The following is a 14,534-nucleotide window of genomic DNA, read 5'->3' on the forward strand; positions in this document are numbered from 1 at the left end:
ACCCTGCGTGAAGAGGACACCCCTCAGGGGCGCGGGGAACTGCGCGCCCAGCCACGACGGTGGGAAAAGCGACCGCCCACCGCAAGGGGCAATCACCTGGGGGCGCGGGGAACTGCGGGCGCAACCCGGCGCCGGGGGAAGGCGGGGACGAGCCGGGGCTAGCCCCGGTCGTCCCAGCGGGGGTCGGTGTCCCAGTCGAGATTGCGCTCGGCCGCGGTCTCCATCGCATGCTCGGCGGCGATCTTGGTCGGGTACGGCCCGAAGCGGTTCTTGGACGGGCAGTCCGGGCCTTCCTCGGCCCGTTTGTGGTCGATGCAGTAGAACCACTCGCCCGGCTTTCCTGCCGGCTTCCTGACTCGGAAGACTGCCATCTGTCTCTCCTGCCTGTCGTTGCCCGGGGGCGCATCCCCATTTTCCCGCGCCGATACACTCGGCGGCATGTCTGGTCAGTCGCTGCTCGTCCCCGGCAAGCTGTCGCCCACGCGCCAGGTGCCCGCCTCGATCCCGCGTCCTGAGTACGTCGGGAAGCCCGGCCCCGCGCCGTACACCGGTCCCGAGGTCCAGGACGCGGACACCGTGGAGCGGATGCGGGTGGCCTCGCGGATCGCGGCGCAGGCGATGGAGGAGGCGGCGAAGGCGGTCGCGCCGGGGGTGACGACCGACGAGCTGGACCGGATCGCGCACGAGTTCATGGTCGGGCACGGCGCCTACCCCTCGGACCTGGGCTACCGCGGCTTCCCGAAGTCGCTGTGCACCTCGCTGAACGAGGTCATCTGCCACGGCATCCCGGACTCGACGGTACTGCGCGACGGCGACATCGTGAACCTGGACGTGACCGCGTACATCCACGGGGTGCACGGCGACTGCAACGCCACCTACTTCGTGGGCGACGTGGACGAGGAGTCGCGGCTGCTGGTGGAGCGCACCAGGGAGTCGCTGGCGCGGGCGATCAAGGCGGTGCGGCCGGGGCGGCAGATCAACGTGATCGGCCGGGTCATCGAGTCGTACGCCAAGCGCTTCGGCTACGGCGTGGTGCGGGACTTCACCGGGCACGGCATCAACACGTCGTTCCACTCGGGGCTGATCATCCCGCACTACGACGACCCGCGGGCGACGACGGTGATGCGGCCGGGCATGACGTTCACGATCGAGCCGATGCTGACGCTGGGCACCCACGAGTACGACATGTGGGAGGACGGCTGGACGGTGGTCACCAAGGACCGGAAGCGTACGGCCCAGTTCGAGCACACGCTGGTGGTCACGGCGGACGGTGCGGAGATCCTGACCCTGCCGTGAGGGGCGCGCGGCGCCCGGTAGGGTGGCGGCGGTCCGAGCGGATGAGTTGTTTGAGGAGCCGACGCGCATGAACCGCCGCAGGGTGTGCCTCGGGGCTGCCGCCGTCGCTCTGGCGCTGCCGCTGGCCGGCTGCATGACCGTGCACGGGGAGCGGGAGAACATCCCGTCCGCGAGCACGTCCGAGGCGGCACGGGCGCTGGCGGACTTCACCGTGATCAACAACCGGGTCGGCAGGGCGTACGACGCCAAGGGCATCGCCGAGGTCGAGTCGGGCGCGCTCGGTGCGACCGACGCGGCGGGACTGACCGCCAAGCACGCCAACCACCCGCAGGGGAACCCGGATTACAAGCCGCTGGCCTTCTCCGACTCGCACTACCTGATACCCCGGCAGGTCGGCTGGCCGAAGTACTTCGTCGTCGACACCGCCACCAACCGCAGCAGTACGGCCCGCTGGCTGCTGGTCTTCCGCCGGGCGGCGGCCGGCGACCCGTGGAAGGCGTCGTACGTGGCGGCCGTGGCCACCGCCGACATGCCGAAGTTCGCCCGGGACAAGGACGGTTACGCGGTGCCGCTGGGCTTGGCGGGCACCGACCTGCTGGTGCAGCCGGGGCAGTTGAGCGCGGACTACAGCACGTATCTGGGCGGCAGCGGCGGCAGCGACGTCTTCGCGGACGGCCCGTCCACCTCGCAGGTGCGCAGCGACCGCAACGCGCACGCCAAGACGGCCAACTCGGTGACGCAGTACGCGGACCAACCCGCCGCGGGCGGCGACTTCACGCCGGTCGCGCTGCGGACCGCGGACGGTGGCGCACTGGTCTTCTTCGCGTCCCGCCACCAGTCCCGGGCCACTTTCCGGGCCGGCTACCGGCTCTCGATCGACGACGACACCAAGGCGCTGATGACCGGCACCCCGCGTACCTCGGTCACCCTGAGCCGCCTGGCCGACTCGGCCGTCACCGTGCCGAAGGCGGGCGGCGGCAAGAAGGTCGTCTTCCTCAGCCGGGTCGTCGGCCTGGTCACCGCCAAGGGCGAGTAGACCCCGGGCCGACCGCCGCGCCGGTCAGCGCAGCCAGGTGGCCGTCTCGCGCTCGGGCTCGTAGGCGAACTGGGCGCACGCGTCGGAGAGGATGTCGAGCACCGGCAGCGGGTCGGGCAGCGGCAGGTCGGGGCCGTGCTGCGGCAGCCACTCGACGGTGTGCCCCGAGGGCAGCCGGGACGGCGGCAGCAGGACGTAGCTGCCGCGGGAGTGCCAGCGGATGCCGGGGTGCTCCTCCGCGGTCTCCGGGTGGCTGTCCAGCTCGCAGGGCCACCACTCGTCCTCGTCGGCGGGATTGCCGCGGGTCTCGGTGAAGAACAGCAGCCGGTCGGCGCGGGCGGCGACCGGGCCGAGCATGGGGGCACCCCCACGCGAAGCTCTGGGGGAACCGGAGGCGATCAGCCGTTCGATGGCCAGCCGGCCGGCCTCCGCGGGGACATCGAGGACGTCGTGGGCGATGCCGGTGGCGGTGACGAAGTTGGCCAGCGGGTCGGTGCGCAGCCAGTGGCCGATCTTGTCGGCGTCGGTGCTCGCCTGGGTCTGCCAGGCGGGCGAGACGGGGTGGACGGCGGGGATCGGACAGCCGATCCGCTCGCAGGAGCAGCCGAAGTTCGCGGGGTGCGCGGCGGGCGCGACCGGGAAGCCGGCGGTGGCGGCAGCCCTGACCAGGGGGTCTCGGCGCAGGTCCGGCTCGGCTGCCCGGGCGGCACCCGAAGTGCCCTCCGTCCGGCGGCGCACCCACTCGGACAACCTGCTCTTGCCTGCCATCGAGCTCCTTCCCTCGCCCCCGTCCCGCAGTGTCCACGGTACGCGGCTGATGGAGGACATCCTCCCTCTTGCCGGGAATGAACACCCACCCGGGGGGGAAGTGTTCCCCGCCGGAATGTCCCGACATGCGCGATCACGCTTCTGTGCGAAGTCCTGCACCGAAAAGCCCGATCGGGCGCACAATCCTCGTAGAACGTTCCCCGACCGGGCAGACCGTCCGGCGGGGACCGCCCTGTGCACCCCAGGCACACTCACCACCACGAGGAGCCCTCATTGCGCACTGCGACACCCCGCCGGTATCTGATGTGCCCCCCGGCGCACTTCCGTGTGGCGTACTCCATCAACCCCTGGATGGACCCCGACAAACCGGTGGACCCCGCGCTCGCGCTCTTCCAGTGGGAGGACCTCCGCGACCGCTACCGCTCGCTCGGCCACACGGTCGAGATCCTCGACCCCGTCGCCGGACTGCCCGACATGGTCTTCGCCGCCAACGGCGCCACCGTCGTGGACGGCCGGGTGCTCGGCGCCCGGTTCGCCAACCCCGAGCGGGCCGACGAGGCTCCCGCGCACCTTGCGTGGTTCCGCGCGCACGGCTACACCGACGTGCGTGAGCCCGAGCACGTCAACGAGGCCGAGGGCGACTTCGCCGTCACCTCCTCCTGGCTGCTGGCCGGCCAGGGCTTCCGCAGCAGCCCGCTCGCGCACGACGAGGCCCAGGAGTTCTTCGCGCGGCCGGTGATCAGCCTGGAGCTGACCGACCCGCGCTACTACCACCTGGACACCGCGCTGGCCGTGCTCGACGACACCGCCGACGAGATCATGTACTACCCCGGCGCCTTCTCGCCCGGCTCCCGCGCGGTCCTCGCCCGGCTCTTCCCCGGCGCTCTGCTCGCCACCGCGGAGGACGCCGCCGCCTTCGGGCTCAACGCGGTCAGCGACGGGCTCAACGTCGTCCTGCCCCGCGAGGCCACCGGCCTCCACGAGCCGCTGCGCGAACGCGGATACGTCCCCGTCGGCGTCGACCTGGCCGAATTCCACAAGGCGGGCGGCAGCGTCAAGTGCTGCACGATGGAGCTGCGCCCGGCACCGGCCGGCTGAGCCCGACGGTGCAGGGCGCCGGGTGATCCCCGCCACCTGGGCGGGGCACCCGGCGCCGCGGCGCCCGCGGCCTGGCAGGATCGCGGTCATGACTCACGCTGACGACACCACCACCGCCCCCGCCAAGACCCCGGCCAAGGACCCCTGGGAGCTGCCCGACGTGTCCGGCCTGGTGGTCGGGGTGCTCGGCGGCACCGGCGACCAGGGCCGCGGCCTGGCCTACCGGCTGGCCAGGGCGGGCCAGCAGGTGGTCATCGGCTCCCGCAACGCCGAGCGCGCGCAGACCGCCGCGGCCGGGCTGGGCCTGGGTGTCGAGGGCGCCGACAACGCCGAGTGCGCGCGGCGCAGCGACATCGTGATCGTCGCGGTGCCGTGGGACGGCCACGCCAAGACCCTGGAGTCGCTGCGCGAGGAGCTCGCGGGCAAGCTCGTCGTGGACTGCGTCAACCCGCTCGGCTTCGACAAGCAGGGCGCGTACGCCCTCACGCCCGACGAGGGCAGCGCCGCCCAGCAGGCCGCCGCCCTGCTGCCCGACTCCCGGGTCACCGCGGCCTTCCACCACCTGTCGGCGGTGCTGCTGCAGGACCCGGAGGTCGACGAGATCGACACCGACGTGATGGTGCTCGGCGAGGTCCGCGCCGACACCGACCTCGTCCAGGCGCTCGCCGCCCGCATCCCCGGCATGCGCGGCGTCTTCGCCGGCCGGCTGCGCAACGCCCACCAGGTGGAGTCCCTGGTGGCCAACCTGATCTCGGTCAACCGCCGCTACAAGGCCCACGCGGGCCTGCGGCTGACGGACGTCTAGGCCGTGTTCTGGAAGTAGCGCCGTCCGCCCACAGGGCGGGCCCCGCGGCGTCCGGTGCGTGCGATCGCAAGGCGGAGGGTCGTCCTCGTAGTGGGCCTGCTCGGACGACTCCGACAACGCAGCGAGCGTGCGTGCCAGACGTCGCGGGGCAGGCGGGACTTCCAAAACACGGCCTATAGCCCACCGGCCCGCAGGACTCAGGAGACGCGCAGGACGATCTTGCCGCGTCGGCCGTGGTGGTCCAGGGCGGCGTACGCGGCAGCTGTGCCGGACAGCGGGACCACCTGGTCGACCGGCACGGTCAGCCGGCCGGTGTCGGCCAGCCGGGCCAGCTCGGTGAGTCCTTCCCTGTCGGGCTCCACGACGAAGAAGGCGCCGCGCGGGCCGTCCTGCCGGGGCGGCTCGGGCGGCGAGACGATGCTCACCAGCACCCCGCCGTCCCGCAGCACCTGCCACGAGCGCTGCTGGACGTCGCCGCCCACGGTGTCCAGGACCACGTCGACGTCCCCGGCGACGTCCTCGAAGCGCTCCGCCCGGTAGTCGACCGCCCGGGCGGCGCCCAGCTCGCGGACGAAGTCCAGCTGGTCCGCGCCCGCGGTGGCGACCACCTCCGCGTCCAGCGCGGCTGCGACCTGCACGGCCAGCGAGCCGACGCCGCCCGCGGCGCCGTGCACCAGCACCCGGCCGCCCTTCGTGAGCCCGCCGTGCCGCACCAGGCCCTGCCACGCGGTCAGCCCGGCCAGCGACAGGGCCGCCGCCTCGTCGAAGGTCAGGCCCGCGGGTTTCGGCGCCAGCACCGCTGCGGGTACGGCGGTGAACTCGGCCGCGGCACCATCCCTGGTGAAGGGGATCAGCCCGAAGACCTCGTCGCCCGTGCCCGGGCCTTCCACCACGACGCCCGCCAGCTCCTTCGCCGGGACCGCGGGCAGCCGCGGCCGCCCGCCGGGCTCCAGGCTGTCGGTCCAGGTGGCGTCCCAGGCCAGCTCGCCCGGGGTGATCGCCGCCGAGCGCACCCCGACCAGCACCTCGCCGTCACCCGGCACCGGGCGCGGCGCCGTCTCGTACGCCAGTACCTCAGGACCGCCGCGGCGGTGGCCGCGAACCGCGTGCATGGTGGTCTCCACGGGACGTCCCTTCCGCGCGCCGGACGGCGCTGCCGCCCCCAGTCAAACCGCTGCGCGGGCCGCCCGCCTCCCCGGTGCGGAGCATGGGGGACAATGGGCGGGCCGGATGCCGACAGCACACGTCCAGGACAGGAGCCGTCCGCCCATGCCCCGCCTCGCCCTCTACGCCCTCGTGGTGTGCGTGCTCGCCGTCGCCGCCGCCGTCGTGTCCTTCGTGAACGGCAACTGGCTCGGCGTGGTGTGGGTGCTGCTCGCGGGGGCCTCCAGCAACATGTGGTGGTACTACCGGCGCAAGGCCCGCGCCTCGGCCTGACGCGCCCGGCGCGCTCGGGCGCCGCCGGTCAGTGCTTCCAGAAGCGGAAGAGCCAGTCGCCGTAGCCGGTGATCTCGACGGGCACGTCGAACCAGCTCAGGATGCGGAAGACGCCGTCGAAGAACTTGTCGTTGACCGCGGGGATGTACAGCACCCCGAAGGTCGCGATCAGCCCGAAGGGCGCGAAGGGCTCCACCTGGCGGCGCAGGCTGTACGGCAGCCACGGCTCCAGGATGCCGTAGCCGTCGAGCCCCGGGATCGGCAGCAGGTTCAGCAGCGCCGCGCTGACCTCCAGGAAGGCCAGGAAGGCCAGACCCGCCAGGAAGACCATCGGCCACTTGCCGACGGCGCCCAACATGAACGGCAGCATCAGCAGGGCGGCGAACACGACGTTCATCAGCGGGTCCGCGGCCGAGATCAGGCTGTGGCGCCAGCGGCCCCGGATACGGTGCCGCTCGATGAAGACGGCGCCACCGGGCAGGCCGATGCCGCCCATGATCACGAAGATCACCGGCAGGGCGATGGACAGGGCGGCGTTCGCGTACTTCAGCGGGTTCAGGCTGAGGTAGCCCTTGCCGCCGATCGTGATGTCGCCGCTGTGCAGGGCGGTGCGGGCGTGGGCGTACTCGTGCAGGCACAGCGAGACGATCCAGCCGGAGACGACGAAGAGGAAGACGGCGAAGCCGGGGTCTGAAGCGAAGCCGCTCCACACGGCCCAGCCGGACGCGGCCATCACCGCCGCGATGCCCAGGAAAACGGGGCTGATGCCCCGTTCCCCGCGGCTGCGGGCCTGACGAATCGGCGTGACGCTCATACGAGTGCTCCAGCTTCCGACGGCAACCATCCCCCCGGTGACTCCACGCCCCCGGTCGCCCGATCATCCCACGCCCCCGCGCCCCCACCTCCCCGGCGGGGCCGCGCCCTCCCCGCCTGCCCCCCGCGACAGCCCCGAGCCCCCGGGGCGTGCCCCCTGCGCCGGAGGGTGAGCGTTTTGGGGGCGCGGGGCTGCATCTGATCTGCGGCCGGCGCCGCGCGGGCGCGCTCAGCCCTCCACCGGCCGGTGGTCCGGCTCCGGACCGGGGAGCCCCTTCGGTCCGGTGACGACCTGCGCGTCCGGTGGGGGTTGGTCGCGCGGTTCCTCGCGCCCCTGAAAAGCGCTCGCCGCCGGGCGTATGTGGGCCACCGCGGCCCGGGGGGTGCCACCGAGGGGCGCGGGGAACGGCGCGCTCAGCCCACCACCGGCCGGTGGTCCGGATCCGGAGCGAGGAGACGCTTTGGGGCGGTGACGGCTCGCGCGTCCGGTGCGAGGGGAGAATGGGGGCGTGCGATATGGGATTTTGGGGAGTACGCGGGCCGTCAGGGAAGACGGCGAGCCGGTCGCCCTTGCGGGCGGCCGGCTCCGCGCGCTGCTGACGGCACTGGCGCTGCGGCCCGGCCGCACGGTGTCCGCGGACGTGCTGATCGGCGAGGTGTGGGACGGGGAGCCGCCGGCCGGGGCGACCGGGGCCTTGCAGGCCCTGGTCGGACGGTTGCGCCGGGCCATCGGGCACGACGCGCTGGACTCGGTCGAGGGCGGCTACCGCCTGGCCGCGGTGCACGACGACGTCGACCTCTACCGTTTCGAGCGGCTCGCCGCGGAGGGCGCGCGGGCGCTGGCCGACGGGGACCCCGTAAAGGCGACCGCGCTGCTCGCGGACGCGCTGGCGCTGTGGCGCGGCCCGGCGCTGGCCGACCTGCCGGACCGCGGCACCGCGGCCGTACGCAGCGAGGCGCTGCGCCTGGACACCCGCCGGCTGTGGCTGACGGCGGAACTCGACCTCGGCCGGGCGGCACACGTGCTGCCCGAGTTGGCGGGGCTGGCCGCCGACCACCCCCTGGACGAGCCTGTGCACGCCCTGCACATCAGGGCGCTGCGTGCGGCGGGCCGTACGGCCGACGCGCTGGCGGCCTACGAGTCGGTGCGCCGGTCCCTGGCCGACGAACTGGGCACCGACCCGAGCCCGGAACTGCGGGCGCTGCACGCCGAGTTGCTCAACCCCGGGCCGCAGCGGCCGAAGCAGCCGGAACCTCCGCGGCCGGGCGCGCCGGCCGGCGCGGCAAGGGCCGCGGGCAACGCCCGTACCCGGCTGACGAGCTTCGTCGGCCGGGAGGCCGAACTGGCAGCGGTCGGTGCCGACTTGTCCCGGGCGCGGCTGGTGACGCTGACCGGCCCGGGCGGCACGGGCAAGACCCGGCTGTCGCAGGAGGCCGGCGACCTGGTCGCGGGCAGGTGGCGGCACGGCGTCTGGTACGTGGAGCTGGCCCCGGTCAGCGACCCCCGTACCCTCCCCGAGGCGGTGATCAGCGCGCTGGGCCTGCGCGACACCCGCCTGCACGGCTCCGCGGCGGAGACCGCGCTCGCCGCGGAGCCGAAGGCGAAGGAGCCGCTGCGCCGTCTCACCGACCATCTGGCGACCCGCGAGATACTCCTGGTGCTGGACAACTGCGAGCATGTGATCGACGCGGCGGCCACGCTGGCCGAGCGGCTGCTCGCGGACTGCCCGGGCCTCGCGGTGCTGGCCACCAGCCGCGAACCCCTGGGCGTACCGGGGGAGTTGGTGCGCCCCCTGGACCCGCTGCCGGAACCGACCGCACTGCAGCTGCTGGCCGACCGGGGCGCCGCGGCCCGCCCGGGCTTCTCGGTGGACGACGACCCGGTCGCGTGCGCCGAGCTGTGCCACCGCCTGGACGGGCTGCCGCTGGCGATCGAGCTGGCCGCGGCCCGGCTGCGCAGCATGTCGCCGCGCGGGCTGGCCGACCGGCTCGACGACCGCTTCCGGCTGCTGACCGGCGGCAGCCGTACGCTGCTGCCGCGCCAGCAGACGCTGCGGGCGGTGGTGGACTGGTCCTGGGACCTGCTGGCCCCGGCCGAGCGCACCCTGCTGCGCCGCCTGGCGGTCTTCCGCGGCGGCTGGACGCTGGAGGCCGTCGAGGCGATCTGCACCGACCCGCAGGGCGCCTCGCGCCTGGAGGCCGCGGACGCCGCACCGCTGCTGGCCTCGCTGGTCGACAAGTCCCTGGTGCTGGCGGAGCTGACCGCGGACAGCGAGCGCTACCGCATGCTGGAGACGATCTCGGAGTACGCGGGGGAGCGGCTCGACGAGTCGGGTGAGCGCTCGCTGGTGGAGCGCCGGCACATGACGTACTTCCGCGAGTACGTCCGCACCGCGGACCCGCTGCTGCGCCGGGCGGGCCAGCTGGTGTGGTTCGAGCGCCTGGAGGTGGAGCACGAGAACCTGCGGGCGGCGCTGCGCCGGGCGGTGGACGCGGGCGACGAGCAGGAGGCGCTGCTGCTGGTGCTGAGCTGCTCGTGGTTCTGGGAGGTGCGCAACTACCTGTCGGAGCGCCGCTACTGGCCCAAGCGGGTGGCGGACATGGGCGAGGACCCCTTCGGCGATCCGCCGATCACCGAGCCCGTCGGGCGCGGCCCGCTGGAGGACCCGCCGCCGCTGACCGGGGCGCGGCTGGTCGAGGCCCGTCGCTGGGTGCGGATGGTGGAGATGTCGGCCAGAGAGGGCGACACGGAGTGGTGGCAGCTGCCGAGCGTGGTCAGGATCGGCGAGTCGATGATCGCCAACTACCCGCCGCACCTGCCCCAGTCGGCCCGGCTGCCGGGCCTGATGCGGCCCTACAGCGCCTTCTTCGCCGGCCGTTTCGACGAACTGTCCGGGCTGGTGGACGAGTCGGTGGACGCGTGCCGCCGGCACGGCAGGGACTGGGAGCTGGCGTATGCGCTCCAGTTGCGGGCGAAGGTCAACAACGACGTGCCGGACCGCCTGGCCGACGCGATCCACGACGTCGGCGAGAGCCGGCGGATCTTCGAGCGGCTCGGCGACGAGTGGGGCACGGCCGAGACGCTGTCGGCGGAGGCCGAGGCGGCGAGCAACGCGGGCGACTGGGCGCACGCGGCCGAGTGCTGCCGCCAGGGCATCGTGCTGGCCCGCAAGATCGGCTCCTACCAGCGGGTCCCGGTCCTCACCGTCCGGCTCGGCGAGAACCTGGTCAACATGGGCCAGGTCGAGGAGGGCCTGCGCACCCTGCGCGAGGGCGTGGCGAATGCCGAGAAGTTCGGCGCGGACAGCGAGGGGGCCGGCTTCTTCGGCAGGATGCTGCTGGCTGCCGCGCTCAGCCACACCGGGCAGGTGACCGAGGCCCTCGGCGTGGTCGAGGAGATGATGCGGGACGGCACCGCCGGGTCCGGCCAGCCGGCTTTCGTGGCCGGCATGCTGCTGGCGCTGCGCGGCTATCTGATCGGCCGGCTGGGCGAGCCCAAGGCGGGTCTCGACCTGCTCAGCGAGGGCATGAAGGACCTGGCCGACCACCCGCTGGCCAATGTGATCACCCCGCGGCTCGGCATCCTGCTGGCGCCGGGTGCGATCAGCCTGCTGTCGGTGCTCGCCGAGCAGGGCGGCCCCGGGGGTCTCGGCGAGCGCCGCGCCCGCCGGGCCGCGGCCCTGGTGAGTGCGCACGACCGGCTGCGCCCCTCGGTGATCCCGCCGGGCGAGGTCGCGGAACTCGACGCCGCCAAGCGGCGGTTGCTCGCGGTGCTGGGCGAGCAGGGCTACGCGGCCGCGTACGCCGAAGGTGACGGCCTCGACACGGTCGAGGCCGTCACCTTGATGCGCGACGTGGACTGAGCCCTGTTCTGCCGGTCCTGCTGCGGTCAGGTCTTCTTGCGGAAGCGCGCCACCGCCAGCGGCGCCGTGACCGCGGTGATGCCGACCGACCAGGCGAGCGTGATCCACACCGAGTGGGCGACAGCGCCGCCGTTGATCATGGCGCGGGCCGCGTCGGCCAGGTTGGACAGCGGGTTGACCTTGGTGAATCCCTCCAGCCAGCCCGGCATCGTGGTGGGCTTGGCGAAGATGGAGCTGCCGAACTGCAGCGGCATCAGTACGAGCATCGCGACCCCCTGAACCGCCTGCGGCGTCTTCATGGTCAGGCCCAGCAGGATGAAGATCCACATCAGCGAGGCGCCGAACACCGCCGACAGGGCGATCGCGCCCAGCAGGTGCAGCACGTCGGTGTGGATGGAAAGGCCGAGCGCGAAACCGACGCCCAGCAGGATCAGCGTGGCGATCATCATCCGGCCCAGCTCGACGACGATCTTGGCGATCAGGACCGAGGAGCGCGCGATGGGCATCGTGCGGAAGCGGTCCATGACCCCCTTCTTGAAGTCGTCGTTGATGCCGGTGCCGACCGCCATCGCGATGTTCATGCCCATCATGGCCATCAGGCCGGGCACCACGTAGTTGACGTACTCCTGCTGGTTGCCCTTGCCCGCCACCGCGCCGCCGAAGACGTACACGAACAGCAGGGTGAAGATCACCGGCATCAGCAGGACGTCGAACATCGACTCCGGGTCCTGTTTGATCTGGAGCATGTTGCGGCGGGCGAGTGCGCCGATGTGGCGCAGGTTGGCCCGCAGCCCGATCCGGCCCTCGCCGGCCGCGGCGGCCTTGGCCGGCCGCTCCAGGGTGGCCGTGGCCGTGGTCATACCGTCACCTCTTCCTTGTTCTCGGCGGGCGCGGCGGTCCGCGCGGGGCCGCGCGGTTCTGTCGGCCTGCCGGTGATCGCCAGGAACACCTCGTCCAGGCTGGGCAGGTGGGTGCCGATGTGCGCGATGCCGAAGCCGCAGGTGGCCAGCAGGCCGACCACCGCGGTCAGCTGCTCGTCGGTGAGGATCGGCACGTTGACCGCGCCCGCGGCCAGGTCGGTCTGCACCCCGGCGATCCCGTCCAGGCGCGCGTCGCTGATCGCGGTGGCCATCGCGGACAGCCGGGCCGGGTCGGTCGGGACGATCTGCAGGGTGCGGCCGCCGACCTTCGCCTTCAGCTCGGCCACCCTGCCGTTGGCGATCACCCGGCCGCGGTCGATCACGGTCAGCTCGCTCGCCAGCTGCTCGGCCTCCTCCATGTACTGCGTGGTGAGCAGCACGGTGGCGCCGTCGGCGACCATGCGCTGGACCTCCTCCCACACCTCGTTGCGGGTGCGCGGGTCCAGGCCGGTGGTCGGCTCGTCCAGGTAGAGCACCGCGGGGTGACCGATCATGCTGGCCGCCAGGTCGAGCCGGCGGCGCATGCCGCCCGAGTACTGCATCGCGGGCCGCTTGGCGGCCTCGGTCAGCGAGAACCGCTCCAGCAGCTCGTCCGCCCTGGCCTTGGCCTGCCTGCTCGACAGGTCGAGCAGCCGCCCGATCATGTAGAGGTTCTCCCGGCCGGACAGCTTCTCGTCCACCGAGGCGTACTGACCGGTGAGCCCGATCACCCGGCGCAGCTCGCGGGGCTGGCGCAGCACGTCGTAGCCCGCCACCCGGGCGCTGCCCGCGTCGGGCTTGACCAGTGTGGACAGCACCCTGACCAGGGTGGTCTTGCCGGCTCCGTTGGGGCCGAGCACGCCCAGTACCGTGCCCTGCCGTACGTCGAGGTCCACCCCGTCGAGTGCCTTGGTCCGGCCGTAGTGCTTGACCAGCCCCCGTACCTCGACGGCGGCGCCTTTTTCACTCAGTCGCGTCGTCATGCCCACCACAGTGCCGGAGCCCGCTGACACGGCACCGACACGCCGCCGACGCGGGCCGCCTGCCGGTGTCGGCGGGATGTCGGCCACGGCGTCGGTGCCGTGTCGGGGGCCGTGTCAGGCGGGGTCAGGCAAGGTCAGGCAAGGTCAGGCAAGGTCAGGCAAGGTCAGGCAAGGTCAGGGGGGCCGGGCGGGGTCAGGTGGGGACGGTGACCAGCAGCGCGCCGGTGTCGGTGCGCACGTCGAAGCGGGTGATGTCCGAGGCGTGCAGCCCCGCGGCCCCGTGCACGGTGAGCGGCGCGGGCTGCGTGTCGGTGCCGTAGCCCTCGGCGGGCACCGACCAGGTGGCGACCGTCTGCCCGCTGCCGTTGACCGCGTACGCGATGAGGCTGCAGGTCAGCGGCCCGTGGACGCCGGTCAGCCGCAGGTCGACGACGCTGCCCCAGCCCTTGTCGGTGATCCCGACGACCGCGGACACGCCCGTCGTGGCGTTGGAGGCCCTGTGCTGGTCGGAGCCGAAGCTCTGGACCGCGGCGGGGGAGCCGTTGCCGTTGTCCTGGACGGCCAGCACCGCGATCGCCGGGCCGCCGACGACCAGCACCGCGGCAGCCGCGACCGAGACCAGGCGGCGCCGCCGGTGCGCCTTGCGCTCGCCCGCGACCTCGGCGAGCAGCCGGTCGAGGACCGCGTCGCCGCCGGGCATCCCGGCGATCGCCAGCCCGTCGGGTCCCAGTTCGTCCAGGACCGGTACGACCCCGCTGAGCTGGTCCAGCTCGTGCCCGCACAGCTCGCAGTCCACCAGGTGCGCCTCGAAACGCGCCATCTCGTCGTCGTCCAGCGCGCCGAGCAGGTAGGCGCCCACATCCACATGCGGGTTCATGAGGTGGTCACACCTCTCTCCTCCAGAGCGTTCCGCAGGGCGCGCAGCGCGTAGAAGACCCGTGACCGTACGGTACCGGGCGGCAGGCCCAGCTCCTCGGCCGCCTCGTTGACCGTACGGCCGCCGAAGTAGGTGGCCACCAGTGCCTCGCGGTGCGCCTCGGACAGGTCCTGGAGCGCGTCCGAGATCGTCATCAGCCGCAGCGAGCGCTCCATGTCGTCGTTCGCGGGCAGCTGCTCCAGGGCCGCGGGCGAGGTCTCCGGCGGGCGGGCCTGCCGGCTGCGGTGGCCGTCGATCACGATCCGCCGGGCCACCGTGACCAGCCAGGGCCGCAGCGACCTGGCGGCGGGGTCCAGCCGGGAGGCGCTCTTCCAGGCGCGCAGCAGCGTCTCCTGGACGACGTCCTCGGCCAGGAAGCGGTCGCCGGCCACGAGCCGGAGCACGTAGGTGTAGAGCGCGCCCGCGTGCTCGCGGTACAGCGCCCGCATCAGCTCCTCCTCCGGTGCCGAGCCGGCAGGCCCCGAAGGTCCGAGGGGTGGTCCGTCCACGGGCGCATCCTGCCCTACCCGGGGCGCCCGGTCGAGTTCGCCTCCGGCAGGACCGGAGATCGTGCGGCTGCTGAAGGTCATCTGGCTTCCCGTATGCGCCGGTGGCCGCCG

14 protein-coding genes are annotated in these 14,534 nt (G+C 73.2%); 6 read left to right on the forward strand and 8 right to left on the reverse strand.

The genetic code is table 11. The features are described 5' to 3' along the window. Positions 1-158 precede the first annotated feature (158 nt). Positions 159-371, reverse strand: a complete 213-nt coding sequence (locus tag JT723_RS02960) for a hypothetical protein (protein WP_205042711.1) — start codon at positions 369-371, stop codon at positions 159-161. A 67-nt stretch (positions 372-438) separates the two neighbouring features. Here JT723_RS02960 and map point away from each other — a divergent pair, with 67 nt between their 5' ends. Further along, the gene (map, locus tag JT723_RS02965) at positions 439-1,296 is read left to right on the forward strand and encodes a type I methionyl aminopeptidase (RefSeq protein ID WP_205042712.1); all 858 of its coding nucleotides are present in this window, start codon (positions 439-441) and stop codon (positions 1,294-1,296) included. Between the two features lie 67 nt (positions 1,297-1,363). After that, a complete protein-coding gene (locus JT723_RS02970) occupies positions 1,364-2,332 on the forward strand; it encodes an SCO2278 family lipoprotein (RefSeq protein WP_205042713.1) in 969 nt (322 codons plus the stop codon). 24 nt (positions 2,333-2,356) lie between these two features. On the opposite strand, the gene JT723_RS02975 is transcribed toward JT723_RS02970, so the two are convergent. Further along, positions 2,357-3,100, reverse strand: coding sequence for a bifunctional DNA primase/polymerase (locus tag JT723_RS02975; protein WP_205042714.1), 744 nt, complete (start codon positions 3,098-3,100; stop codon positions 2,357-2,359). A 234-nt stretch (positions 3,101-3,334) separates the two neighbouring features. On the opposite strand from JT723_RS02975, the gene ddaH reads away from it, so the two are divergent. Beyond that, positions 3,335-4,198 carry a dimethylargininase gene (gene ddaH, locus JT723_RS02980; protein ID WP_372441201.1) on the forward strand — a complete coding sequence of 288 codons (864 nt, stop codon included), beginning with the start codon at positions 3,335-3,337 and terminating at the stop codon, positions 4,196-4,198. Between the two features lie 88 nt (positions 4,199-4,286). Continuing rightward, positions 4,287-5,003: an NADPH-dependent F420 reductase gene (gene npdG / locus JT723_RS02985; RefSeq protein ID WP_205042715.1), complete on the forward strand. Its 717-nt coding sequence runs from the start codon at positions 4,287-4,289 to the stop codon at positions 5,001-5,003. A 197-nt stretch (positions 5,004-5,200) separates the two neighbouring features. Here npdG and JT723_RS02990 read toward each other — a convergent pair whose 3' ends face one another. After that, a complete protein-coding gene (locus tag JT723_RS02990) occupies positions 5,201-6,127 on the reverse strand; it encodes an NADP-dependent oxidoreductase (protein WP_251512828.1) in 927 nt (308 codons plus the stop codon). Positions 6,128-6,272: 145 nt separating this feature from the next. On the opposite strand from JT723_RS02990, the gene JT723_RS02995 reads away from it, so the two are divergent. Beyond that, a complete protein-coding gene (locus JT723_RS02995; protein ID WP_205042716.1) occupies positions 6,273-6,440 on the forward strand; it encodes a hypothetical protein in 168 nt (55 codons plus the stop codon). A 28-nt stretch (positions 6,441-6,468) separates the two neighbouring features. Here the strand turns inward: JT723_RS02995 and JT723_RS03000 are convergent, their stop codons facing one another. Then, complete coding sequence (locus JT723_RS03000; RefSeq protein ID WP_205042836.1) at positions 6,469-7,239, reverse strand: site-2 protease family protein; 771 nt, start codon at positions 7,237-7,239, stop codon at positions 6,469-6,471. Between the two features lie 523 nt (positions 7,240-7,762). Between JT723_RS03000 and JT723_RS03005 the strand changes: the two genes are divergently transcribed. Further along, positions 7,763-11,116, forward strand: coding sequence for an AfsR/SARP family transcriptional regulator (locus tag JT723_RS03005; RefSeq protein ID WP_205042717.1), 3,354 nt, complete (start codon positions 7,763-7,765; stop codon positions 11,114-11,116). Positions 11,117-11,142: 26 nt separating this feature from the next. On the opposite strand, the gene JT723_RS03010 is transcribed toward JT723_RS03005, so the two are convergent. The 4 genes from JT723_RS03010 to JT723_RS03025 form a co-directional block, all read right to left on the reverse strand. Continuing rightward, complete coding sequence (locus JT723_RS03010) at positions 11,143-11,976, reverse strand: ABC transporter permease (RefSeq protein ID WP_205042718.1); 834 nt, start codon at positions 11,974-11,976, stop codon at positions 11,143-11,145. Continuing rightward, positions 11,973-12,998 (reverse strand): ATP-binding cassette domain-containing protein, encoded by a 1,026-nt coding sequence (locus tag JT723_RS03015; protein WP_205042719.1) that lies wholly within the window; start codon positions 12,996-12,998, stop codon positions 11,973-11,975. The genes JT723_RS03010 and JT723_RS03015 overlap by 4 nt, the downstream gene beginning before the upstream one ends. A gap of 193 nt (positions 12,999-13,191) precedes the next feature. After that, positions 13,192-13,875, reverse strand: coding sequence for an anti-sigma factor family protein (locus JT723_RS03020; RefSeq protein ID WP_205042720.1), 684 nt, complete (start codon positions 13,873-13,875; stop codon positions 13,192-13,194). Continuing rightward, the gene (locus JT723_RS03025) at positions 13,872-14,363 is read right to left on the reverse strand and encodes a sigma-70 family RNA polymerase sigma factor (protein ID WP_240165023.1); all 492 of its coding nucleotides are present in this window, start codon (positions 14,361-14,363) and stop codon (positions 13,872-13,874) included. Before JT723_RS03025 ends, JT723_RS03020 begins: the two co-directional genes overlap by 4 nt. Positions 14,364-14,534 lie beyond the last annotated feature (171 nt).

Source organism: Actinacidiphila bryophytorum, assembly GCF_016916835.1.
Classification (GTDB): domain Bacteria; phylum Actinomycetota; class Actinomycetes; order Streptomycetales; family Streptomycetaceae; genus Actinacidiphila; species Actinacidiphila bryophytorum.

What these genes read in the sequence shown, in the direction of transcription:
- JT723_RS03025 (WP_240165023.1), bottom strand. Translation starts at nt 14,363, where the DNA reads ATGCGGGCGCTGTACCGCGAGCACGCGGGCGCGCTCTACACCTACGTG.
- JT723_RS03010 (WP_205042718.1), bottom strand. Translation starts at nt 11,976, where the DNA reads ATGACCACGGCCACGGCCACCCTGGAGCGGCCGGCCAAGGCCGCCGCG.
- JT723_RS02995 (WP_205042716.1), top strand. Translation starts at nt 6,273, where the DNA reads ATGCCCCGCCTCGCCCTCTACGCCCTCGTGGTGTGCGTGCTCGCCGTC.
- JT723_RS02975 (WP_205042714.1), bottom strand. Translation starts at nt 3,100, where the DNA reads ATGGCAGGCAAGAGCAGGTTGTCCGAGTGGGTGCGCCGCCGGACGGAG.
- map (WP_205042712.1), top strand. Translation starts at nt 439, where the DNA reads ATGTCTGGTCAGTCGCTGCTCGTCCCCGGCAAGCTGTCGCCCACGCGC.
- JT723_RS03015 (WP_205042719.1), bottom strand. Translation starts at nt 12,998, where the DNA reads ATGACGACGCGACTGAGTGAAAAAGGCGCCGCCGTCGAGGTACGGGGG.
- npdG (WP_205042715.1), top strand. Translation starts at nt 4,287, where the DNA reads ATGACTCACGCTGACGACACCACCACCGCCCCCGCCAAGACCCCGGCC.
- JT723_RS03020 (WP_205042720.1), bottom strand. Translation starts at nt 13,875, where the DNA reads ATGAACCCGCATGTGGATGTGGGCGCCTACCTGCTCGGCGCGCTGGAC.
- JT723_RS02960 (WP_205042711.1), bottom strand. Translation starts at nt 371, where the DNA reads ATGGCAGTCTTCCGAGTCAGGAAGCCGGCAGGAAAGCCGGGCGAGTGG.
- JT723_RS02970 (WP_205042713.1), top strand. Translation starts at nt 1,364, where the DNA reads ATGAACCGCCGCAGGGTGTGCCTCGGGGCTGCCGCCGTCGCTCTGGCG.